The 20,896-nt window shown below is 57.9% G+C and carries 21 protein-coding genes; 11 read left to right on the top strand and 10 right to left on the bottom strand.

The genetic code is table 11. From position 1 onward, the window contains the following. Positions 1-34 precede the first annotated feature (34 nt). Both F6R97_RS18700 and katB read right to left on the bottom strand, forming a co-directional pair. Positions 35-598, bottom strand: coding sequence for an ankyrin repeat domain-containing protein (locus F6R97_RS18700; protein WP_048396473.1), 564 nt, complete (start codon positions 596-598; stop codon positions 35-37). A 57-nt stretch (positions 599-655) separates the two neighbouring features. Next, positions 656-2,197, bottom strand: coding sequence for a catalase KatB (katB, locus tag F6R97_RS18695; RefSeq protein WP_315866916.1), 1,542 nt, complete (start codon positions 2,195-2,197; stop codon positions 656-658). Positions 2,198-2,482: 285 nt separating this feature from the next. Here katB and mscL point away from each other — a divergent pair, with 285 nt between their 5' ends. Then, positions 2,483-2,896, top strand: coding sequence for a large-conductance mechanosensitive channel protein MscL (gene mscL / locus F6R97_RS18690; protein WP_007895273.1), 414 nt, complete (start codon positions 2,483-2,485; stop codon positions 2,894-2,896). A 42-nt stretch (positions 2,897-2,938) separates the two neighbouring features. Here mscL and F6R97_RS18685 read toward each other — a convergent pair whose 3' ends face one another. Beyond that, on the bottom strand, positions 2,939-3,715 hold the full coding sequence (locus F6R97_RS18685) for a ferredoxin--NADP reductase (protein WP_315866915.1): 777 nt from the start codon (positions 3,713-3,715) through the stop codon (positions 2,939-2,941). Positions 3,716-4,011: 296 nt separating this feature from the next. Here F6R97_RS18685 and F6R97_RS18680 point away from each other — a divergent pair, with 296 nt between their 5' ends. Beyond that, positions 4,012-4,719 carry an autoinducer binding domain-containing protein gene (locus F6R97_RS18680; RefSeq protein ID WP_038981459.1) on the top strand — a complete coding sequence of 236 codons (708 nt, stop codon included), beginning with the start codon at positions 4,012-4,014 and terminating at the stop codon, positions 4,717-4,719. A 190-nt stretch (positions 4,720-4,909) separates the two neighbouring features. Next, complete coding sequence (locus tag F6R97_RS18675) at positions 4,910-6,034, top strand: methyltransferase (protein ID WP_217858116.1); 1,125 nt, start codon at positions 4,910-4,912, stop codon at positions 6,032-6,034. A 66-nt stretch (positions 6,035-6,100) separates the two neighbouring features. Here F6R97_RS18675 and F6R97_RS18670 read toward each other — a convergent pair whose 3' ends face one another. Genes F6R97_RS18670 through F6R97_RS18660 form a run of 3 tightly spaced genes read right to left on the bottom strand, consistent with a single transcriptional unit; the run spans position 6,101 to position 8,773 of the window. Beyond that, positions 6,101-6,268, bottom strand: a complete 168-nt coding sequence (locus F6R97_RS18670) for a DUF2474 domain-containing protein (protein WP_080772158.1) — start codon at positions 6,266-6,268, stop codon at positions 6,101-6,103. Between the two features lie 51 nt (positions 6,269-6,319). Then, entirely contained in the window at positions 6,320-7,327 is a 1,008-nt protein-coding gene (gene cydB / locus F6R97_RS18665; RefSeq protein ID WP_038981455.1) for a cytochrome d ubiquinol oxidase subunit II, read from the bottom strand. 3 nt (positions 7,328-7,330) lie between these two features. After that, a complete protein-coding gene (locus tag F6R97_RS18660) occupies positions 7,331-8,773 on the bottom strand; it encodes a cytochrome ubiquinol oxidase subunit I (protein ID WP_048396469.1) in 1,443 nt (480 codons plus the stop codon). A 542-nt stretch (positions 8,774-9,315) separates the two neighbouring features. Here F6R97_RS18660 and F6R97_RS18655 point away from each other — a divergent pair. From F6R97_RS18655 to F6R97_RS18645, 3 genes are all read left to right on the top strand, one after another. Then, positions 9,316-10,554: an MFS transporter gene (locus F6R97_RS18655; RefSeq protein ID WP_315866914.1), complete on the top strand. Its 1,239-nt coding sequence runs from the start codon at positions 9,316-9,318 to the stop codon at positions 10,552-10,554. 131 nt (positions 10,555-10,685) lie between these two features. Then, positions 10,686-10,964 (top strand): type II toxin-antitoxin system RelE/ParE family toxin, encoded by a 279-nt coding sequence (locus F6R97_RS18650; protein WP_038981449.1) that lies wholly within the window; start codon positions 10,686-10,688, stop codon positions 10,962-10,964. Between the two features lie 14 nt (positions 10,965-10,978). Beyond that, complete coding sequence (locus F6R97_RS18645; protein ID WP_038981447.1) at positions 10,979-11,266, top strand: HigA family addiction module antitoxin; 288 nt, start codon at positions 10,979-10,981, stop codon at positions 11,264-11,266. A 6-nt stretch (positions 11,267-11,272) separates the two neighbouring features. On the opposite strand, the gene F6R97_RS18640 is transcribed toward F6R97_RS18645, so the two are convergent. After that, entirely contained in the window at positions 11,273-11,824 is a 552-nt protein-coding gene (locus F6R97_RS18640; protein ID WP_038981446.1) for a DJ-1 family glyoxalase III, read from the bottom strand. A 67-nt stretch (positions 11,825-11,891) separates the two neighbouring features. Next, entirely contained in the window at positions 11,892-12,347 is a 456-nt protein-coding gene (locus tag F6R97_RS18635; protein ID WP_315866913.1) for a DUF4879 domain-containing protein, read from the bottom strand. 227 nt (positions 12,348-12,574) lie between these two features. On the opposite strand from F6R97_RS18635, the gene F6R97_RS18630 reads away from it, so the two are divergent. The 5 genes from F6R97_RS18630 to F6R97_RS18610 all read left to right on the top strand — a co-directional run bounded on the left by F6R97_RS18630 (position 12,575) and on the right by F6R97_RS18610 (position 17,503). Beyond that, positions 12,575-13,870 carry an NCS2 family permease gene (locus tag F6R97_RS18630; protein ID WP_038981444.1) on the top strand — a complete coding sequence of 432 codons (1,296 nt, stop codon included), beginning with the start codon at positions 12,575-12,577 and terminating at the stop codon, positions 13,868-13,870. After that, on the top strand, positions 13,867-14,946 hold the full coding sequence (gene trmA, locus F6R97_RS18625) for a tRNA (uridine(54)-C5)-methyltransferase TrmA (RefSeq protein ID WP_315866912.1): 1,080 nt from the start codon (positions 13,867-13,869) through the stop codon (positions 14,944-14,946). Before F6R97_RS18630 ends, trmA begins: the two co-directional genes overlap by 4 nt. A 134-nt stretch (positions 14,947-15,080) precedes the next feature. After that, a complete protein-coding gene (locus F6R97_RS18620) occupies positions 15,081-15,992 on the top strand; it encodes a LysR family transcriptional regulator (RefSeq protein ID WP_315866911.1) in 912 nt (303 codons plus the stop codon). A 210-nt stretch (positions 15,993-16,202) separates the two neighbouring features. Further along, positions 16,203-16,643 carry a type II 3-dehydroquinate dehydratase gene (gene aroQ / locus F6R97_RS18615; protein WP_030129491.1) on the top strand — a complete coding sequence of 147 codons (441 nt, stop codon included), beginning with the start codon at positions 16,203-16,205 and terminating at the stop codon, positions 16,641-16,643. A 5-nt stretch (positions 16,644-16,648) separates the two neighbouring features. Further along, complete coding sequence (locus tag F6R97_RS18610; RefSeq protein WP_048396464.1) at positions 16,649-17,503, top strand: shikimate dehydrogenase; 855 nt, start codon at positions 16,649-16,651, stop codon at positions 17,501-17,503. Positions 17,504-17,606: 103 nt separating this feature from the next. Here F6R97_RS18610 and F6R97_RS18605 read toward each other — a convergent pair whose 3' ends face one another. Together F6R97_RS18605 and quiC are read right to left on the bottom strand one after the other, a co-directional pair. Further along, positions 17,607-18,284: a TetR/AcrR family transcriptional regulator gene (locus F6R97_RS18605; protein ID WP_050681423.1), complete on the bottom strand. Its 678-nt coding sequence runs from the start codon at positions 18,282-18,284 to the stop codon at positions 17,607-17,609. A 103-nt stretch (positions 18,285-18,387) separates the two neighbouring features. Next, on the bottom strand, positions 18,388-20,289 hold the full coding sequence (gene quiC, locus F6R97_RS18600; protein ID WP_315866910.1) for a 3-dehydroshikimate dehydratase QuiC: 1,902 nt from the start codon (positions 20,287-20,289) through the stop codon (positions 18,388-18,390). Between the last annotated feature and the right edge of the window lie 607 nt (positions 20,290-20,896).

The following is a 20,896-nucleotide window of genomic DNA, read 5'->3' as shown; positions in this document are numbered from 1 at the left end:
GCAAAAACCGCGATGATAGCTCAGCTGGCGCGGATCAGCGCGGCGCGGCGGTGCGGATTTCACCGCTGGCCAGACGCGTGGCACTGTTGCCCAGCGGATCTTCGGCGTTCATGTCCGCGCCTTTGGCCTTGAGTGCGTCGAGCAGCTCGACGCGCTTGAACAATCCGGCGTACATCGCCGCGGTCTGTCCCGCGCCGTTGCGTTGGTCGGGGCTGCAATTGGCCGCAAGCAGGGTTCGAGCGATCTGCACTTCGCCTTTGAAAATTGCGCCCATCAACGCCGTGTTGCCGCGTTGATCCTGCGCGCAGGCGTCCGCTCCGGCAGCGAGTAAACGCTCCACTGCGGCACCCTGGCCGTGATAGGCGGCCAGAATCAGCGCGGTGTAACCCTTGCCGTCGCGGGTATCGAGGAAATAGCCGGCCTCGATGAAGGTCTCGAGCATCGGCACATCACCGCGTCGAGCGGCATCGAAATAGTAATCCTGTAACTGGGCTTTCAGCGCCGCAGGGTCTTGCGAGGCTTGCGAGGCTTGCGCGTCAGACCCGGCGAGCACATTGAACGACACGAACGCCAGAAACACAGACAGATAAAAACGCATGACGGAACTCCTTGATCAGACGGGACCTCGCATGAGGTCCCGCTTCAGGCAGATGGATCAGTCGACCAGTTTGGCCGCCAGCGCCTTGACCCGAGCCAGATCACCCTTGGCTACTTTGGCCACTCCGGTCCCGTACTCCGGATCGGCTTTGTAAAGGAAGGACAGGATGATGTGCTTGCTCTCGTCATCGGTGGTGGCCAGGGAGCCACCGAAGCTGTCGATCAGGTCCTGACGTTCCTTCTGGTTGAACGAGCGATACAGATCGCCGGCCTGCTTGAAGTTCTGCTCACGCTGAATCTTCGCCTGCTGCGTGCTGCCCGACAGGGCCGACTGGCTGTAACGCGCGGTTTGCGGCTCTTCACGGGGCAGCAAGCGACTTGGCTGGTAATTCACGCCCGTGCTGCTGGCGCCGAGGTTCATTGCACCATCCTGGTTACCGTTGTTCACGGCGATTTTGGGTGCGTTGATCGGCAACTGCAGAGCGTTGGCCCCCAGACGATACAGTTGGGTATCGGCATATGAGAACACTCGCCCTTGCAGTAAGCGATCTTCCGAAGGTTCGATACCCGGAACCAAATTGGCGGGGGCCATGGCCACTTGTTCGGTTTCCTGGAAAACATTCGCTGGATTACGGTTCAACACCATTTGTCCAACTTTTCGTTCAGGAACACCGGGCCAGATCTTGGTCGCGTCCAGCGGATCGAAATCAAACTTGGACAAGTCTTGTGGATTTAGAACCTGGATGTACAAGTCCCACTTAGGGAAGTCACCCTTGTTAATATGTGACACCAAGTCGTTAGTCATATGACTGTAGTCTTGACCTTGAACACCCGTCACTTCTTTAGGGTCGAGGTTTTTTATCCCCTGCAAACTTTTCCAGTGAAACTTTACATAGTGCACATCGCCTTTGGTGTTAACTAACTTGTAGGCATGTACACCGTTACCGTCCATTTCCCGATAACTGGCCGGCGTGCCGGAGTTGGAATACAACTCGGTCAAGGTGCGAGTGGCTTCCGGAACATGGGAGAAAAAGTCGAAACGACGGGAATCGTCGTCAAGGTTGGTGCGCGGGTCTGGCTTGAAGGCGTGGACCATGTCTGGAAACTTGATCGCATCACGGATGAAGAAGGTCGGAAAATTGTTGCCGACCAGGTCCCAGTTACCGTCTGCGGTGTAGAACTTGGTGGCGAACCCCCGCGGATCACGCAAGGTTTCCGGTGAATGGTTGCCATGGACCACCGCGGAGAAACGCACAAATACCGGCGTGCTCTGACCGCCGGCGAACACCTTGGCCTTGGTCAGGTCACTGAGATCGTCGGTCACGGTGAACGTGCCATGGGCGCCAGTGCCACGGGCATGCACCACGCGTTCGGGAATGCGTTCACGGTCGAAACGCTGGAGTTTCTGGATCAGTTGCACGTCTTGCAACAGCACCGGCCCGGTCGCGCCAGCGGTTTGCGAGTTCTGGTTGTCGCCGACGGCGGCACCGTTATCGCGGGTCAACGTCGCTGCGTTGACGGAGAAGGACAACAGGCTAGCGGTCAGGACGCCAAGGGTACGACGGAGTGGAAAAGCCCCGAGGCCAAGGGGAGTCGTCATGGAAGTTTCCTCTGATTTTATAAGGCGCATCCAGGTGCGCCCCACAGAGGCTAGTGACCCAAAGGCCAAAACATAAATAGAAATCCCGCACCGAGTCGATAGCGAAAAGGTTCTGGAAAGCCCGTTCTAGAGCGGGTAATCGCGCGCGACTGGTGGCACTTTGCAAACTAATTGCCGGAAGATGTGTCGATAAGAGCGAGCATTGTAAGACGGTGTTTCGAGCACGAGCCGTTTTGCTGAATTACACTGCGTTCACCAACCTCATCTGTAACAAGGAAATAACCTATGGGCGTGATAAGTGAGTTCAAGGCCTTCGCGGTCAAAGGTAATGTGGTCGACATGGCCGTGGGTATCATCATTGGCGCGGCCTTCGGCAAAATCGTTTCATCGTTTGTCGGCGACGTGGTGATGCCGCCAATCGGCCTGCTGATCGGTGGGGTGGACTTCAGTGACCTGGCCATTACGCTCAAGGCTGCCAACGGTGATGTCCCCGCGGTGATGCTGGCCTACGGTAAGTTCATCCAGAGCTTGATCGACTTCATCATCGTCGCTTTCGCGATTTTCATGGGCGTCAAGGCCATCAACCGTCTGAAACGCGAAGAGGCCGTTGCACCAACCCTGCCGCCGGTTCCGACCAAGGAAGAAGAGCTGCTGGAAGAGATTCGCGATCTGCTCAAGGCTCAGAACAATCAGCCCTGATAACTGATTGCCCCAACAAACGGCGCCTTTGGCGCCGTTTGTTTACCAGTAGTTTTCCACTGCCACCTGGCCGGGTCGTCGACTGAGGCTCAGGTGCATGTCCCGTTGTTTGAGCAACTTGCGCGTGTCATCGATCATCTGTGGATTACCGCAGAGCATTACCCGCGAATGCTCGGCTGTCAGCGCTACACCGGCCGTCCGCTCTAGCTCGCCACTGTCCATGAGTGTCGTGATCCGCCCATTCAGGGCCCCCGGATGCTGCTCGCGGGTAACGGTGGCGATGAACTGCAGCTTGTGCGCGTATTCGGCCAGATAATCGCGCTGGGACAGCCCTGCAATCAGCTCTTGGTACGCCAGCTCCCGCGCTTCGCGCACGCTGTAGACCAGGATGATTCGTTCGAATTTTTCCCAAACCTCGAAGTCCTGCAGGATCGACAGAAAGGGCGCCAGCCCGGTGCCTGTGGATAACAACCAGAGGTCACGGCCATCGACGAAGCGATCCAGCGTCAGATAGCCAAAGGACTGGCGGTCGACCAGCAGCGTATCGCCGACTTCCAGCCGACTCAATTCACTGGTGAACTCCCCTCCCGGTACGACAATGGAGAAGAACTCCAGGAACTCGTCATAGGGTGACGAGACCATGGAATAAGCCCGCCACACCGTACTGCCGTCCACCTTCGTCACACCCAGCCGGGCGAATTGCCCTGCGCGAAAACGAAAGCCCGGATCCCGGGTGGTCCGCAGGGTAAACAGGTTTGGAGTCAACGTCTGGACGTCAAGCAGCGTCTGGCGCGTGAATTTCTCTGCACTGGCAGTCATGGGTCGCTCCATTCAACAGGTGACTCCAGTGTCCCGCAAAGCAGGCGGCGTAAACACCGGTGATTTGTAATGTCTTTTAGGCACATAACTAAACAGTACAAAATTACAAAACGATAACAGTTGGCATGAAGTCTGTTTGTCCGCTGTAACAGAACCTAAGAACAGGTTATGCAGTTGCAAGCTTTTTCAAGAGCAAAAAAATCCAGCACGCAAATAAGAATTCTCCTACACTCGTGGCGTGCCGGATCTTGGATCCAATCAGCACCAACGCAAGTAAGTCCGCATGGAGTTACCCAATGAAAGTGTGGAAGGAATCACAGTTAGCGCAGCTTTCTTACGCTCAGAAAATGGAGACCGCGTACGAGATTTCTCTTAATCTCGTTAAGAATCTTGGCTTTAATTTCTGTGCATTTTCAATAACCTCCCAAACAAGGGGGATACACCGCCATACGATCAATCTGAATAATTATCCCATCGAATGGAACACGAAATATGAACAAGAGCACTTCAGTGAAGTCGACCCGATACTAGCCCATTGCAATCATTCCGAATTACCGATTCTTTGGCAGGAAGAGGTCTTCTCCAAGACACCGATATTGTGGCAAGCACAAAAACAGCAAGGTTTGCGCTATGGCTGGTCCCAATCCGTTCATGATCAGAATGGTCTTTGCAGCATGCTGAGCCTGGCCAGAAGCCACTGCCCGGTTACTACGCACGATCTGTATAAAAATCTGGGCTACGCGTTGTTCATTAGCCGTCATCTGCACGGGCTTGTCGCGAAGGATCTGCCTGCGCCCTCGAAACCGGGCACCGTGCATTTATCATCCCGAGAAGTCGAGGTATTGAAATATTCAGCCGACGGCAAGACCGCAGGCGAGATCGCGATCATCCTCAGCCTGAGCGAAAGCACGGTACAGTTCCATATACGGGGCGCCATCCACAAATTCGGCGCCAACAACAAAATGTCCGCAGTGATCAAAGCAGCGAGAGCGGGCATTATCTGAAACTGCTCGAATCAGGTAATCCCTGCGAGTAATCCAGACCAAAAAAACGTACCATCTGCGATCCATCCTGAGTGATGCCGTGTGAAGTTCCACGACGCAGTTCGCTCGGATGGTTCCGCCCGCTACAACGCCCCTGAGCGCCGGGCCACTCGTTGTTCATCTTCCGTTGACTACCCAGAGCCCCCGCCTCATGCCTCTGCTCGAAACCCCCTTCGCTCAACTCGATCTGATCCGCCAGCCAGAACAGCAGAACGAACCATTACAAGCGTTTGATGCCGCAGACGAATACCTGCTCACTCATCTGGCCGAGCAACAACCGGCAGCCGATACCCGAGTGCTGGTGCTCAATGACAGCTTCGGTGCTTTGGCCGCCAGCCTGGTGGGCAAGGTTCGGGTGACCAGCAGCGGCGATTCGTTTCTGGCTTTTCAGGGGCTGGAAAAAAACCTGATACGCAACGGCCAGGCGTTTGATGCAGTGCCGAAGGTGCCTGCCAGCGAAGCGTTCATCGGGCCGTTCGACCGGGTATTGATCCGGGTACCGAAAACCCTGGCCCTGCTGGAAGAGCAACTGATCCGGCTACAAGGGCAACTGGCTCCCGGCGCTCAAGTGATTGCGGCCGCGATGGTGAAGCATTTGCCACGCGCTGCGGGCGATCTGCTGGAGCGTTACATCGGCCCGGTGCAAGCCTCGCTGGCAGTGAAAAAGGCTCGACTGCTGATCGCCACAGCCGAAGCCAAAGCCCCTGCTGTCTCCCCCTACCCGACCCGCTATCGACTCGACGCCCCTGCGATCGAACTGCTCAATCACGCCAATGTGTTCTGCCGCGAAGGGCTGGATATCGGTACGCGGGCCTTTTTGCCGCACTTGCCGAAGAACCTCGGCGCAGCGCGAGTTGCCGACCTCGGATGTGGCAACGGCGTGCTGGCAATTGCCAGTGCCCTGCAAAACCCTGAGGCCCACTACACGCTGGTGGACGAATCGTTCATGGCGGTGCAATCGGCCGCTGAAAACTGGCGCGCGGCGCTGGGCGATCGTGACGTGATCGTGCGGGCAGGCGATGGTTTGGCAGAGCAGGAACCTCAATCCCTGGACGTGGTGCTGTGTAATCCGCCGTTTCACCAACAGCAAGTGGTCGGCGATTTCCTGGCCTGGCGGATGTTCCAGCAGGCGCGTGAATCGTTGGTGGTGGGCGGCGCGCTGTACATCGTCGGCAACCGTCATCTGGGTTATCACAGCAAGCTGGCGCGGTTGTTCCGCGGCGTCGAGCAAGTAGCAGCCACCCCCAAGTTCGTCATTCTCAAAGCACGTAAATAAAAGCGAAAAAAAACCCTCCATCAGGAGGGTTATAAATCCGTGCCGCAAGGCAACGGGATGGGAATTTCAGTGGGTGCTCAAACCGGCGGCATTCATGAACATGCGCATCAGCGAGGCCACAATGAACAGTGCCACGACGCTGCCGGTCCAGATCATCGCCAGCCAGCCGAGTCGCTGCCAGAGCGGCTTTTTCTCGGCAGCTTCAATTTCCTGCAACGTAGGTTTGCCCGCCATCATCGCTTTCTCCTCTGGAATGGCGCCGGTATCAATCCTGCGCCGTAGTCGCTAGTGGTAGCCATCTTCGTGGGTGACCTTGCCGCGGAACACGTAGTAGCTCCAGAAGGTGTAACCCAGGATGAACGGGATGATGAACAGCGTGCCCACCAGCATGAAGCCCTGGCTTTGCGGCGGTGCGGCGGCGTCCCAGATCGAAATCGACGGTGGCACGATGTTCGGCCACAGGCTGATACCCAGACCACTGTAGCCGAGGAAGATCAACACCAGGGTCAGCAGGAATGGCGTGTAATGCGCATTGCGCGCCACCGCGCGAATCAGACCGTACAGGGTCACCAGTACCAGAATCGGCACCGGCAAGAACCAGAACAGGTTCGGCAGAGAGAACCAGCGTGCAGCAATATCAGCGTGGGCCAACGGCGTCCAGATACTGACGATGCCAATCACCGCCAGTAACACGAAGGCCAATGGCCGCGCCAGGTCATGCATCTGTTCCTGCAATTTGCCTTCGGTCTTCATGATCAACCAGGTGCAACCGAGCAGCGCGTAAGCCACCACCAGCGCCGCACCGCAGAACATCGTGAACGGTGTCAGCCAGTCAAGTGAACCGCCGGCAAACTGACGATTGACTACCGGTAGCCCATCGATGAACGCACCCAATGCCACGCCCTGGAAGAAGGTAGCGGCGATCGAGCCACCGATGAATGCCTTGTCCCAGAGGTGACGCTTGTCGTCCTTGGCCTTGAAGCGGAACTCGAAGGCCACACCGCGGAAAATCAACCCGATCAGCATAAAAATCAGCGGCAGGTACAGCGCCGAGAGCACCACCGAATAGGCCAGCGGGAAGGCGCCGAACAATGCTGCGCCGCCCAATACCAGCCAGGTTTCGTTGCCGTCCCAGACCGGGGCGACGGTGTTCATCATAACGTCACGATCGCTCTTGCCCTTGATGAACGGGAAGAGAATCCCGATTCCCAGGTCGAAGCCGTCCATGACCACGTACATCATGATGCCGAAGATGATGATCACGGCCCAGATCAGCGGAAGATCAATACCCATGAGTCAAATCTCCTTGGTCAGGCTGGGGCTGTTATCAGCTTCGCTGCCATCGTCATCGGCTGCGGACAGCGGACGGGCCGGTGTGCGTTTCTGGCCAGGACCGCCTTCGTTGGTTTCCTTGCCTTCGTCGATCTTCGGCCCTTTGCGCACCAGACGCATCATGTAGCCAAGACCTGCACCGAACAGCGCGAAATACACCACAACGAACATGACCAAGGTAATGCTCATCTGCACGAAGCTGTGCCCGGAGGATGCGTCTGCCGTGCGCATCAAGCCGTAGATCACCCACGGCTGACGGCCGATTTCAGTGGTGAACCAGCCGGCGAGAATCGCGACCAGGCCGGATGGACCCATCCACAGCGCCAGGTACAGGAATGGACGTGAGGTATAAAGCCTGTCACGTTTGCGCAGCCACAGACTCCACAAACCAGTGAAGATCATCAGCACGCCCAGGCCGACCATGATCCGGAATGACCAGAAGACGATGGTCGAATTCGGCCGGTCTTCAGGCGCGAACTCCTTGAGTGCCGGTACTTGCTTGTCCAGGGTGTGGGTCAGAATCAGGCTGCCGAGGTACGGAATTTCTACCGCGAATTTGGTTTTCTCGGCTTTCATGTCCGGCCAGCCGAACAGGATCAGCGGGGTCGGTTCATCGCCGACGTTTTCCCAGTGGCCTTCGATCGCAGCGATTTTCGCCGGTTGATGCTTAAGCGTATTAACGCCGTGGAAGTCACCGATAACCGCCTGAATCGGAGCAACGATCAGTGCCATCCACATCGCCATCGAGAGCATGGTACGGATTGCCGGGTTGTCCTTGCCGCGCAGCAAGTGCCAGGCCGCCGACGAACCGACGAAGAAGGCGGTCGCCACAAACGCCGCCGTGGACATGTGCAACAGCCGGTAGGGGAACGACGGGTTGAAAATAATCGCCAGCCAGTCCACCGGAATGACTTGGCCATTGACGATTTCGTAACCTTGCGGGGTCTGCATCCAGCTGTTGGAGGCCAGAATCCAGAAGGTCGAAATAAGGGTGCCGATGGCTACCATGACCGTCGAGAAAAAGTGCAGCTTGCGCCCGACCTTGTTCCAGCCGAACAGCATGACGCCGAGGAAACCGGCCTCAAGGAAGAAGGCAGTGAGCACTTCATAGGTCAGCAATGGCCCGGTCACCGAACCGGCGAAGTCCGAGAAACGGCTCCAGTTGGTGCCGAACTGATAGGCCATGACCAAGCCGGAAACCACGCCCATGCCGAAGTTGACGGCAAAGATCTTCGACCAGAAATGGTACAGATCGCGGTAAGTGTCGTTGTGCGTCTTCAGCCACAGGCCTTCGAGCACCGCCAGGTAACTCGCCAGGCCAATGGTGATAGCCGGGAACAGGATGTGGAACGAAATGGTAAATGCGAACTGAATCCGGGCGAGATCAAGTGCCTCCAAACCGAACATAAGTCTTCCTCTGTCAGGTAATACCGGCTGAAGGCTTGCGGCCTACACCCACTGCCCCCACGGATATGGAGTGTGGCGAATTCGAATTCGTTCTTTTTGTACCATCATCACAAACGTAGGGAGTCTGGCCATCTGGCCACCGGATCAATTCCACGAAGGGTCTTGATCTGGATCAAGCAACGTTGAAAGAGTAGTCGCATTTTTGCCGATGGACGGTGTGGTCTTTTGCCGCGTGACAGGTTGCCTCATAGGTTTGGTCATAGGCTGCAATACATTTTTATGGGTGGACTAACTGTGGCGAGGGGGCTTGCCCCCGTTCGGCTGCGCAGCAGTCGTAAATCCGGTTACTGCGGTGTACTTGGCAGAAATGAGTTGCCTAGGTCTGGGGCCGCTTCGCAGCCCAACGGGGGCAAGCCCCCTCGCCACAGGGATTTCGTATGTTCCATAGATCGGTGTCTAGCTAACTAAATTTCCCAGCCTTGCAACTTCTAGTTACAGGTTGGTGATAATCTCGCCCTTCCCTTGCCCAGACCTGCCTTCAGATGCCCAGCCAAGCGCCCCTGCTGTTACGTCATCACCGCCCGTTTATCGCGTTCTGGCTGGCGCGGGTGTTTACCGCCAGCGGTTTTCAGATGCTCACGGTGGCCATCGGCTGGAATCTGTATCAACTGACCGGCAATGTGCTCGATCTAGGCTTGGTAGGTTTGGTGGAATTTGTTCCCCGTGTGTTGTTCATGCTGCACACCGGGCATGTCGCGGACCGCTATGACCGGCGCAAGGTCGCGGCGATTTGTCAGTCCCTGCAAGCGCTGATCGCCCTGTCACTGGCCATTGGCAGCGCGACCGACCAGGTCACCCGGGAGATGATCTTCATCCTCGCCTTCCTGCTCGGTGCTGCCCGCTCCTTCGAAATGCCGACGACCCAGGCATTGCTGCCGAGCATTGTGCCCAGCGCGTTATTCCCCCGTGCCGTTGCCGCCGCGCAATCTGCGCAACAATCAGCAACCATCGTCGCTCCGGCGCTGGGCGGTTTGCTCTACGCCTTCGGCAGCGTTTGGGTGTATGGCCCGACGGTGATCCTTTATCTCATCGCCTGTGCGCTGATGCTCAACCTCCCGGCCCGGCAGACACCGCTGAACAAGGGCAAGGCCACTTTGGATTCGCTGCTGGCGGGCATCCGCTTCATTCGCAGCCGCCCGGATATTCTCGGGGCGATTTCCCTGGATCTGTTTGCGGTTCTGCTGGGTGGCGCGACCGCGCTGCTGCCGGTGTTCGCCAAAGATATTCTGCTGACCGGCCCGTGGGGTCTGGGTCTGCTACGTTCGGCCCCTGCAGTCGGTGCGCTGTTGATGTCGCTGTTTCTGGCGCGATTTGCCGTGGAGCGCAACGTCGGACGAGTGATGTTTACCGCGGTGGGTATATTCGGCGTGGCGACCATCGCTTTCGGCCTGTCGACTTCGTTCTGGTTTTCTCTCGCGGTACTGGTGGTGTTGGGCGCAGCGGACATGATCAGCATGGTGATCCGCGCCTCATTCGTGCAACTGGAAACCCCCGACGAAATGCGCGGCCGGGTCAGCGCGGTGAATGGCTTGTTCATCGGCGCTTCGAATCAGCTCGGCGAGTTCGAATCAGGCCTGACGGCCCACTGGTTCGGCACCGTGCCGGCAGTGGTCATGGGCGGCATCGGCACGCTGATGGTGACCGGGACCTGGATCAAACTGTTCCCGACCCTGGCCAACCGCGACCGCATGCATGTGCCGGTGGAAGAGGTCAGGGCCTGACGTAACTCAGGATACGGAGGTCCCGTACCTGCTTCCAAAAGACCGGAAATCAGCACAAAGCATAAATTCTCCGACCAAGTGCAATACATAGATAGTGCATCAAGTGTAATGTATCGCCTTACACTTCGAGCATGATCAAATCCTTTCAGCACAAAGGCCTTCGTGGCTTCTACGAAACCGGTTCGACTCGTGGGATTCGAGCAGATCATGCGAAACGTCTGGCTCGCATGCTGCAGTTCATGGATCGTGCAGTGGCGCCCGACGACCTCGACCTTCCGGGATGGCGGTTACATCCGCTCAAGGGCGAGCTGACCGAATATTGGTCACTCAGCGTTTCGGGGAACTGGCGGGTGATTTTTCGTTTTATTGGTTCGGATATCGAACTGGTCGACTATCTGGATTACCACTGACAGGAGGCAGGACCATGCCCATGCACAACCCGCCACACCCTGGTGAAACACTCTTGATGGATGTATTGCCCGAGCTTGGTATCAGCGTCACCGAATTGGCCAGGCACCTTGGATTCGCCCGCCCGCATCTTTCGCGAGTGCTGCACGGCCATGCGCCCATCAGTCCGGACTTGGCGGTACGTCTGGAGCGGGCTGGAATCGGTAAGGCCCGGATGTGGTTAGGGGTTCAGACCGACTACGATCTCTGGCAAGCGGAGCAGCGTGAGCAACCCTTTATCGAACCGATTGCTATCCACGCCTGACATTCACTAGACCACCAATTCCCCCGACACCGTCGACCGCGTGGCTTTGCCGCAGAGTTGCTCCACCAGCGTCAGCGCAAACTCCAACGCGGCGCCTGAGCCCTGAGCAGTGATGCAGTTGCCATCGACCACCACCGGTTGATCGACGAAGTTGCAGCCCGACAGTTGATTGCTGACCGTAGGCAGGCAAGTCATGCGCCGCTGACGCAAAACACCAAAGGTTTGCAGCGCCAGTGCCGGAGATTCGGCGATACCGGCGAACAGGCGCCCGGCGGCGGACTGGTCCTTGATCAATTGTTGCAGGGGTTGGTGAGCCGCCAAATGTTGCGCCCCCACGGCACCGCCAGGCAGCACGATCAGGTCGAAGGGTTGGGCCAGCAAATCCACCAACATCGCATCGGCGGTCAAGCGGGTGCCGCGAGCGCAAGTGAGCATGCGCCGTGCCTCGATGCTGGCCACCACCACTTCAACCTTGGCGCGGCGCAGCACATCGATCAGGGTCACGGTTTGCAGATCGTCGATGCCCTCGGCGAGGGTAATCAGGGCTCTAAAGGTCATGGGTGCTGTCCACAGGATAATCTTTAAAGCGTAGTCAGCTTTCCTGACCCTTGTTCGAGCCCAGCCATTACTTGATGTAAAGCTGCGTCGACATCGTATTGCCCGGTGCGTTGATCGAGGTGTTGCTGAACGTGAAGGTGCCGTCCTGCTTGCCCGCCAGGTTGAAGATGTACAGATAGCCGACGGTTTTTTTCCCGGCGGAGCACTCGGTCAGGTTGCCGGTATCAAAAGCACAGACAGGGGTTCGGGTGCCGTTCAACTCGAAACCGTCCAGTGCGACATGGGCTGCACGGCCGTAGCCGACTTCCAGCACGTACACCTTGATGTTTGGCCCTTTGTGGTCGCAACTGGTTTGCGCTTGGCCATCCGCGATATTTTCAAAGCCACAGCCTGGCGATTCGACCTTGAGCACCTTCACCTGGCTCAACGGTTGAGCCATGGCCGCAGAGGCTGTTTGCACGCCGATGAAACAGGTGAGCAGCAACCCGAATGCCGCAATCACACGCTTACTAATGCAATACATATCTACCCCCTCCCTCCCCCAAAAAAACAGCGCGCAGTATGGCGCAGTTCCCTTTTGTGCAAAACATCGACGACGATCGCAGCCATAAGCAGCCATAGCCCCACGCTGCTGGTATGATGCGCGGCTTTTTCCGACCCCACAGAAAATACCCAGGCGCCTGCAGCGGTCTGTGCTTTGCTGTTGAGGTCGATACATTCACGGCGCCGGGCGCGCCACGAGGAGCAGACATGCTGGAAAGGCTGTTTCAACTCAAGGCACACAACACCAACGTGCGGACCGAGATTCTGGCGGGCGTCACGACCTTTTTGGCCATGGCCTACATTCTGTTCGTCAACCCGAGCATCCTCGGCGAGACCGGCATGGACAAGGGCGCGGTGTTCGTCGCCACCTGTCTGGCAGCCGCCATCGGCTCGGCGACCATGGGCCTGATCGCCAACTACCCGATCGCCCTCGCACCGGGCATGGGCCTGAACGCCTTCTTCACTTACACCGTGGTCCTGCACATGGGCCACACCTGGCAAGTGGCGCTGGGCGCCGTGTTCATCTCGGCGGTGATGTTTTTCCTGTTGTCGATCTTCCGCATCCGTGAATGGATCATCAACAGCATTCCGCTGGCGCTACGCTCGGCGATTGCCGCCGGTATCGGCTTGTTCCTGGCATTGATCGCCCTGCACAACGCCGGCATCGTGGTCAGCAACCCGGCGACCATGGTCGGTCTCGGCGACTTGAAGCAACCGGCGCCGATTCTCGCGACCCTCGGTTTTGCCCTGATTGTCGCCCTGGAGGCCCTGAAAGTACGCGGTGCGGTGCTGATCGGTATTCTCGCGGTGACCATCGCTTCGATCGTGATGGGCTTCACCCCGTTCGGTGGCGTGATGTCGATGCCGCCGTCGCTGGCACCGACCTTCCTGCAACTGGACATCAAAGGCGCACTGGACATCGGTCTGGTCAGCGTGATCTTCGCTTTCCTGTTCGTCGACCTGTTCGACAACTCCGGCACCCTGATCGGCGTCGCCAAGCGCGCCGGCCTGATGGGCAAGGACGGCCACATGCCGAAAATGGGCCGCGCCCTGATCGCCGACAGCACCGCGGCCATGGCCGGTTCCTTGCTGGGTACGTCGACCACCACCAGCTACATCGAATCCGCAGCTGGCGTGAGTGCCGGTGGCCGCACCGGTCTGACCGCCATTGTGGTGGCGATTCTGTTCCTGTTGGCGCTGTTCTTCTCGCCATTGGCGGCCAGCGTTCCAGCCTTCGCCACTGCGCCTGCCTTGCTGTTCGTCGCCGTACTGATGACATCCGGCCTGGCCGAAATAGACTGGGACGACATCACCGTCGCCGCGCCGGTCGTGGTCACTGCCCTGGCCATGCCGTTCACATATTCCATCGCCAACGGCATCGCCTTCGGCTTCATCTCCTGGACTGCCATCAAGTTGTTGTCCGGTCGCGGCCGTGAGTTGAATTCGGCGCTGGTGATTCTGTCGATTCTGTTCGTGATCAAATTGGGTTGGTTCAACGCATGACTTTTGACTCCCAGGCCTACGCCGTTCAGCTCGAAGAAAAGGTCACGCGCCTGCGTGACCTGCTGGCCCCGTTCAATGCACCCGAACCCGTAGTGTTCGATTCGCCGCTGAAAAACTTCCGCCTGCGTGCCGAGTTCCGCCTGTGGCGCGAAGCCGGCGAGCGCCACTACGCGATGTTTTCCCAGGAAGACAAACGCACGCCGATCCTGATCGAAGAGTTCCCGATCGCAAGCAGGCGCATCAACCAGTTGATGCCGCAACTCAAGGCGGCGTGGCAAGCGAGTGCGGCCCTGAGCCACAAGCTGTTTCAGGTGGAGTTCCTCACCACCCTGGCCGGCGATGCGATGATCACCCTGTGCTATCACCGCCCGCTGGACGAGCACTGGCACGCAGCGGCGTCGAAACTGGCAGCCGACCTGAACGTCAGCATCATTGGTCGCTCGAAGGGCAAACGCGAAGTGATCGGTCACGATTACGTGGTCGAGAAACTCGAAGTTGGCGGCCGCACTTTCAGCTATCGCCAGCCGGAAGGCGCGTTCACCCAACCCAACGGCACGGTGAACCAGAAAATGCTCAACTGGGCGTACGACGCCCTCGGCGATCGCTCCGACGATTTGCTGGAGCTTTATTGCGGCAACGGCAACTTCACCCTGCCGCTCGCGACCCGCGTGCGCAAAGCGCTGGCCACCGAAATCAGCAAGACCTCGGTCAACGCAGCACTCAGCAACCTGAGTGAAAACGCGGTGGATAACGTCACGCTGGTGCGTTTGTCTGCCGAAGAACTGACCGAAGCCCTGAACGAAGTTCGCCCGTTCCGCCGCCTGCACGGCATCGACCTCAAGAGCTACGAGTTCGGTAGCGTGTTCGTCGACCCGCCCCGCGCCGGCATGGACCCGGACACTTGCGAACTGACCCGACGCTTCGACAACATCCTCTACATTTCCTGCAACCCGGAAACCCTCGCGGCCAACATCGCCCAACTGCACGACACCCACCGCATTACTCAATGCGCGATGTTCGACCAGTTTCCGTGGACCCATCACATGGAGTCCGGGGTGTTGTTGACCCGTCGTTGATTGCAGCCTCCACCTACAAATCGGCCGTCCACTGGACGGCTTTTTTGTGGGCGATTGAAACGCCCTGTATTTGTACGTCCTGATTTGATAAATACAGCCACTGGTACTTCATTTGATTCCCGGTGTAATCAATCATGCAGCGACATTTCGACGATCTTCAGCTGGGCAGCATCGAACTGTTTTGTCTGGCCGCAGAGGCTGGCAGCTTTACTGCCGCGGCTCTGGTGGCAGGCGTGACCCCGGCCGCCGTCAGCCGCTCGGTGTCGCGCATGGAAGAACGTTTGGGTGTGCGGTTGTTTGCGCGTACCACCCGTAGCGTCAAGCTGACCGACAGTGGCCGGCGTTATTTCGAGGAGTGTCGTGAGGCTCTCGCACAATTGGTCGAGGCCCAGCGCGAGGTGATGGGACAGCAGCAAGAACCTTCCGGCACTCTGCGCATCAGCATTCCGACGACCTACGCCCATCATCGAATCCTGCCCTTGCTGCCTGCGTTTCGGGCGCACTTTCCCGCCGTGAAAGTCGAGGCGCACATCAGCAATCGCAACATCGATTTCGTCGGCGAAGGCTATGACATGGCAATCCGCGTGCGGGCTATTCCCGACTCCGGGCTGATTGCCCGGCCGCTGGAGGACGCCGCGCTGGTGATGATTGCCAGTCCTGATTACCTGAAGCGTGCCGGCACTCCGCAAACCCTGGATGACTTGGCTAAGCACGAATGCATCCAGTACGAACTGCCCAGCAGCGGCAGACGGATTGCCTGGCTGTTCAACGACAACGGTGTGCCGCTGGAGATTCTTGCCGAGGGCAACTACTGCTGCTCCGATGACGTATTAGGCGGCGTGACATTGGCGAAACACGGCGCAGGGTTGTTTCAAACCTATCGCTTCATTGTCGAAGACGAACTGGCGGACGGTTCGCTGGTGGAGGTGCTCAAGCCTTATGGCGGACGCTCCCGCCCTTTCACTTTGCTGTATCCGCAAAGCCGCCATGTGCCGTTGCGGCTGAGAGCGTTTATCGATTTTCTGGTTGAACATCTGCCTCGCTGAAAAGATCGCGGCCTTCGGCAGCTCCTACGTTGGAATGCGTTCTCCTGTAGGAGCTGCCGAAGGCTGCGATCTTTTGCATCTGTCCGATCACCGCACAAATAATCCGAACCTGACGCCCTCTTCAATTGACCTTATTAACCAGTTAGTACAATTTCTCCTCACAGGCTGAAACCCTCGGCCAATGCCAAAAATAATATGTGGAGAGACCCCATGTCCCCTATCGTTCTGGTGCTCAACGGCCCGAACCTGAACCTGCTGGGCACCCGTGAACCGGCGACTTACGGCCATGAAACCCTGGCAGACATTTCAGCGCTGTGCGGTCGCGCTGCCGAAGAGTTCGGCCTGACAGTGGAATTTCGCCAGACCAACCATGAAGGCGAACTGCTCGACTGGATTCACGCCGCCCGTGGCCGCTGCGCCGGGATCGTCATCAACCCGGCCGCGTGGACTCACACCTCGGTTGCCATTCGCGATGCCTTGGTCGCCAGCGAATTGCCGGTGATCGAAGTACACTTGTCCAACGTCCATGCCCGCGAACCCTTCCGGCATCACTCCTTTGTTTCGTCCATCGCCACCGCGGTCATGTGCGGTTTCGGCAGCCACGGCTATCGTTTGGCGCTGGAGCATTTCAGCCAACGTTTGGAAGGTTAAGCGTCATGACACAGAACACCGTGATATTGGCCGGGCTGATCGGTGCCGGCATTCAGGCTTCCCGCACCCCGGCGCTGCACGAGCATGAAGGCGATGCGCAGGGTTTGCGTTACCTGTATCGGTTGATCGATCTGGATCAGTTGAAACTCGACAGCAGCGCCCTGCCCGACCTGCTGATGGCCGCCGAACGGATGAATTTCACCGGGCTGAACATCACCTTCCCGTGCAAGCAGACGATCATCCCGTTGCTCGACGAATTGTCGCCGGAGGCACGCGGTATTGGCGCGGTGAATACGGTGGTGCTGAAGGACGGTAAACGCATCGGCCACAACACCGATTGCCTGGGTTTTGCCGAAGGCTTTCGCCGTGGTTTGAAGGACGTTGCCCGTGATCGTGTGGTGCAAATGGGTGCCGGTGGCGCAGGCGCGGCAGTGGCCCACGCGCTATTGAGCGAAGGCGTACAGCTGCTGAGCATTTTCGATGTGGATCAAAGTCGCGCTCAGTCGTTGGCGAACAACCTCAATCAGCATTTCGGTTTCGGCCGCGCCGTGGCCGGGCATGATTTGCCAGGCACGCTGGGTCAGGCTGACGGCTTGGTGAATACCACGCCGATGGGCATGAAAAAGCTGCCGGGCATGCCCGTGCCAGTAGAGCTGCTTCGGGCGCAGTTGTGGGTTGCGGAGATCGTTTACTTCCCACTGGAAACCGAACTGCTGCGCAACGCTCGCGCGCTGGGTTGCCGAACCCTGGATGGCGGCAACATGGCGGTGTTTCAGGCGGTGAAAGCGTTTGAACTGTTCAGCGGCGTGGTGCCGGATGCTCAGCGGATGCTGGCGCATTTTCAGAGCATGAATGGTTGAAGATCAAAAGATCGCAGCCTTCGGCAGCTCCTACAGGGTAATCGGCGTTTAACCGATCCTGTAGGAGTTGCCGCAGGCTGCGATCTTTTAAGGCACCTACAAATCAGGCCTGCAGGTATCGCAAAACCGACTCGCAAATCATCTCCCGATGACGCTGCTTGATGTTTTCGTCCGGCAAATCGATCTGAAAGATCTCACCGAAGGTATGACGGTTCGATACGCGATAGAAGCAAAACGAGCTGATCAGCAGATGCACATCCAATGGATCGAGGTCAGTGCGGAATACACCTTCTTCGGAGCCACGACGCAAAATCTCGCCCAGTGAATCGAGGATGGTGTTGTTCATCGCCTTGATCGCATCGGAGCGCTTCACGTACTCGGCGTTGTGAATGTTCTCGATGCTGACGATACGCACGAAATCGACGTTGCGATCATGGTGATCGAAGGTGAATTCCACCAATCGCCGAATCGCTTCCACCGGCGCCAGTTCGGCCAGGTGCAGACGGTTTTCGGTGCTGCGGATATCCCCGTAGAGTTTCTCCAGCACCTCGACGTAGAGCTGCTCCTTACTGCCGAAGTAGTAATAGATCATGCGTTTGGAGGTGTGGATGCGGTCGGCGATCGCATCGACGCGCGCACCGGAAAGCCCCTGCTGAACGAACTCGACAATGGCCTCTTGAAGGATGTTCTCGCGGGTCTTTTCCGGATTGTTCTTGCGACTCTTGCGAGGCTCGGCAATTGGCATTTCGGGCGCTACGGAGAGTTCTGAAATTATTGTCATTGCGGGCTCACGGCCATCACTGCACAAGCAGGCGATTATGGGCCGCTGCGCGCGGTGAAGGAAGCCGCGAGGCAGCGGTTTTGTACCCGTGTTTACGATTTTCCTACAACTTTGCCTGACGTACGCCACCACTTCGCGATTTAGCCATGGCCGCCAGTCGCACTGCCACGTTGGCCGCGCCGTAACCCGCGTAGCCGTTTTTGCGCTGGATGATTTCAAAGAAGAACCGCCCTTCGAACGGCTCGGTGTAGACATGAAACAGCTCGCCGCCCTGGGCATCGCGGTCATAGAGCACGTTGAAATAGGCCAGTTCGCTGAGGAACTCATCGTCGAAATCGAACCGCGCCGCGAGGTCATCGTAGTAGTTGAGCGGGATATCCAGCAGCGGCACGCCCGCTTCCTTGGCGCGGCTGACCTCGGCAAAAATGTCGTCGCAATCGAAAGCGATGTGATGCACGCCGGAACCGCGATAACTCGACAGCGCGTGAGAGATGGCGGTGTTGCGGTTCTCGGAAATGTTCAGCGGCAAGCGGATCGAACTGCATCGGCTGCGCAATGCGCGGCTCTTCACCAAACCATACGGGTCGGGCAGCACCACTTCATCGTCGGCTTCGAAATCCATCAGGCTTTTATAGAACAGCACCCAACTGTCGAGGCTGTCGGCGGGCAGTGCCATCGCCATATGGTCGATACGCTTGAGGCCACCGCTGGCCACGGCCGTCGGTTGCAGATTGAAGTCGGTGCCGTAGACATCGTCGCCCTGGTCCACCAGGTAAATCAGGCTGCCATCCGGCGCACGCACCGCTGCCAGTTCGAGCTCATTGGGACCAACGAGTCCGCGATAGGGCTGGCCTTTGTAAGCCACGGCACGGGCCAGCGCACTGGCGCTGTCCTTGACCCGCACGGCGGTGGCGCACAGCGATGGGCCGTGTGCCTCGAAAAAACTGTGGGCGAAGGAATAAGGTTCAGAGTTGAGGATCAGGTTGATATCGCCCTGACGCAACAGGCTGACACTCTTGGAACGGTGCTGCCCGGCCTTTACGAAACCCAGCCGCTCCAGCCAATGGGACAGCTTGGCACCGAGGCTTTCGTCCACCGCGAATTCAAGAAACTCGATGCCGTTGTATTCGCTGGCGCTTGGGGTGTCGAACAGAATGTCGCGATTGGTTGCGGGCGTGGCTTCCTGTTCCAGACGTTGGCGGGTTTTCTCTTCCAGATACAGCAACGAACGCAAACCGTCGGCGGCGTTGGCCCGTGGCGGTGCGGCGCGAAAGCCGTCGTTGAAGATCTCCAGCGACAGCGGCCCGGTGTAGCCACTCTTGATGATGGGCGCGAGGAAGCCCGGTAGATCGAATTCGCCCTGGCCCGGGAAACAGCGGAAATGCCGGCTCCACTCCAGCACATCCATGGCCAGGATCGGCGCGTCGGCCATTTGCACGAAGAAAATCTTGTCGCCGGGAATATCGGCGATGGCGCTCGGGTCGCCCTTGAGCGACAGCGTATGAAAACTGTCCAGCAATACACCGAGGCTTGGATGATCGGCCTGGCGAACGATATTCCACACCTGTTGATATGTGTTCACATGCCGGCCCCAGGCCAGCGCTTCATAGCCAATCCGCAGGCTACGAATGCTGGCCCGCTCTGCGAGCTGGTGCAAATCATCAATCAGGATTTGCTCTTCACCTATGGAGTCGGCCGAGGCGTTGCTGCACACCAGCACCAGGTCGGTGCCCAGTTCCTGCATCAAATCGAACTTGCGCTCGGCCCGCTCCAGATTGCGTGGCAGGCGATCGCGGCGGCAACCTTCGAAATCCCGAAAGGGTTGAAACAGCGTGATGGCGATCCCGAGATCGGCGCACATCTGTCTGATTTCCCGTGGGCTGCCGTCGTAGTAGAGAAGGTCATTCTCAAAAATCTCCACCCCGTCAAAACCGGCGGCGGCGATGGCTTCGAGTTTTTCCGGCAGGGTGCCGCTCAAGGAAACGGTGGCAATGGAACGCTGCATGTGTCGACTCCCGGTGGTAGGGAAATTTCTTGTCAGGGCGTAGGAGCTGCCGAAGGCTGCGATCTTTTGACTTTGCCTTCAGCAATAGGTCAGGCGTCAGAATCAAGATCAAAAGATCGCAGCCTTCGGCAGCTCCTACGGGGGTAGCGTTTGTCTTGGGCAAATTATTGGCTTGACGAATCCACACAGCAATTCAAAGTGTACTACCCGGTTAGTTTTGCGGGCGATTATCGAACACAATGGCAGTTGGCGAATTGACGATTTTTCGTCCACTGCGCAACATCGACACCACATTGAGTCCGGTCACAACCCCATGGACTCGGTTACCAAAGACCCTGAACACCACATAAAAATTTCAAAAAACGGGTACACGCTCATGCGCTCATTCAACGCCTTGTTTGCTTGCTCCACCGCCCTCACGCCGTACCTGGCATCCATCCGAACCTTGCGCCCTCTCGGCCGAACCGTGCCGCTCGCTGAATAACGCGTTGTCGTCGGTCCGACGAAAACACCTCAGCCGATCAATCACACCCGCGCCTTGCACCGTCGATTGATCACGCGCCCTTGAAGTCCCGACAAGCCTCGCTTGTCAGTCATTGAACGGATG

The organism is Pseudomonas sp. JV414, assembly GCF_032424305.1.
GTDB classification, from domain to species: Bacteria; Pseudomonadota; Gammaproteobacteria; order Pseudomonadales; family Pseudomonadaceae; genus Aquipseudomonas; species Aquipseudomonas lini.
This window is presented reverse-complemented; position numbering and strand designations above follow the sequence as displayed.

Coding starts and splice junctions, on each gene's coding strand:
- F6R97_RS18630 (WP_038981444.1), top strand. CDS start 12,575: ATGCTGGAAAGGCTGTTTCAACTCAAGGCACACAACACCAACGTGCGG.
- F6R97_RS18605 (WP_050681423.1), bottom strand. CDS start 18,284: ATGACAATAATTTCAGAACTCTCCGTAGCGCCCGAAATGCCAATTGCC.
- F6R97_RS18635 (WP_315866913.1), bottom strand. CDS start 12,347: ATGTATTGCATTAGTAAGCGTGTGATTGCGGCATTCGGGTTGCTGCTC.
- F6R97_RS18640 (WP_038981446.1), bottom strand. CDS start 11,824: ATGACCTTTAGAGCCCTGATTACCCTCGCCGAGGGCATCGACGATCTG.
- F6R97_RS18650 (WP_038981449.1), top strand. CDS start 10,686: ATGATCAAATCCTTTCAGCACAAAGGCCTTCGTGGCTTCTACGAAACC.
- F6R97_RS18660 (WP_048396469.1), bottom strand. CDS start 8,773: ATGTTCGGTTTGGAGGCACTTGATCTCGCCCGGATTCAGTTCGCATTT.
- F6R97_RS18700 (WP_048396473.1), bottom strand. CDS start 598: ATGCGTTTTTATCTGTCTGTGTTTCTGGCGTTCGTGTCGTTCAATGTG.
- aroQ (WP_030129491.1), top strand. CDS start 16,203: ATGTCCCCTATCGTTCTGGTGCTCAACGGCCCGAACCTGAACCTGCTG.
- F6R97_RS18655 (WP_315866914.1), top strand. CDS start 9,316: ATGCCCAGCCAAGCGCCCCTGCTGTTACGTCATCACCGCCCGTTTATC.
- F6R97_RS18670 (WP_080772158.1), bottom strand. CDS start 6,268: ATGGCGGGCAAACCTACGTTGCAGGAAATTGAAGCTGCCGAGAAAAAG.
- katB (WP_315866916.1), bottom strand. CDS start 2,197: ATGACGACTCCCCTTGGCCTCGGGGCTTTTCCACTCCGTCGTACCCTT.
- F6R97_RS18610 (WP_048396464.1), top strand. CDS start 16,649: ATGACACAGAACACCGTGATATTGGCCGGGCTGATCGGTGCCGGCATT.
- trmA (WP_315866912.1), top strand. CDS start 13,867: ATGACTTTTGACTCCCAGGCCTACGCCGTTCAGCTCGAAGAAAAGGTC.
- mscL (WP_007895273.1), top strand. CDS start 2,483: ATGGGCGTGATAAGTGAGTTCAAGGCCTTCGCGGTCAAAGGTAATGTG.
- F6R97_RS18620 (WP_315866911.1), top strand. CDS start 15,081: ATGCAGCGACATTTCGACGATCTTCAGCTGGGCAGCATCGAACTGTTT.
- F6R97_RS18645 (WP_038981447.1), top strand. CDS start 10,979: ATGCCCATGCACAACCCGCCACACCCTGGTGAAACACTCTTGATGGAT.
- F6R97_RS18675 (WP_217858116.1), top strand. CDS start 4,910: ATGCCTCTGCTCGAAACCCCCTTCGCTCAACTCGATCTGATCCGCCAG.
- F6R97_RS18685 (WP_315866915.1), bottom strand. CDS start 3,715: ATGACTGCCAGTGCAGAGAAATTCACGCGCCAGACGCTGCTTGACGTC.
- quiC (WP_315866910.1), bottom strand. CDS start 20,289: ATGCAGCGTTCCATTGCCACCGTTTCCTTGAGCGGCACCCTGCCGGAA.
- cydB (WP_038981455.1), bottom strand. CDS start 7,327: ATGGGTATTGATCTTCCGCTGATCTGGGCCGTGATCATCATCTTCGGC.
- F6R97_RS18680 (WP_038981459.1), top strand. CDS start 4,012: ATGAAAGTGTGGAAGGAATCACAGTTAGCGCAGCTTTCTTACGCTCAG.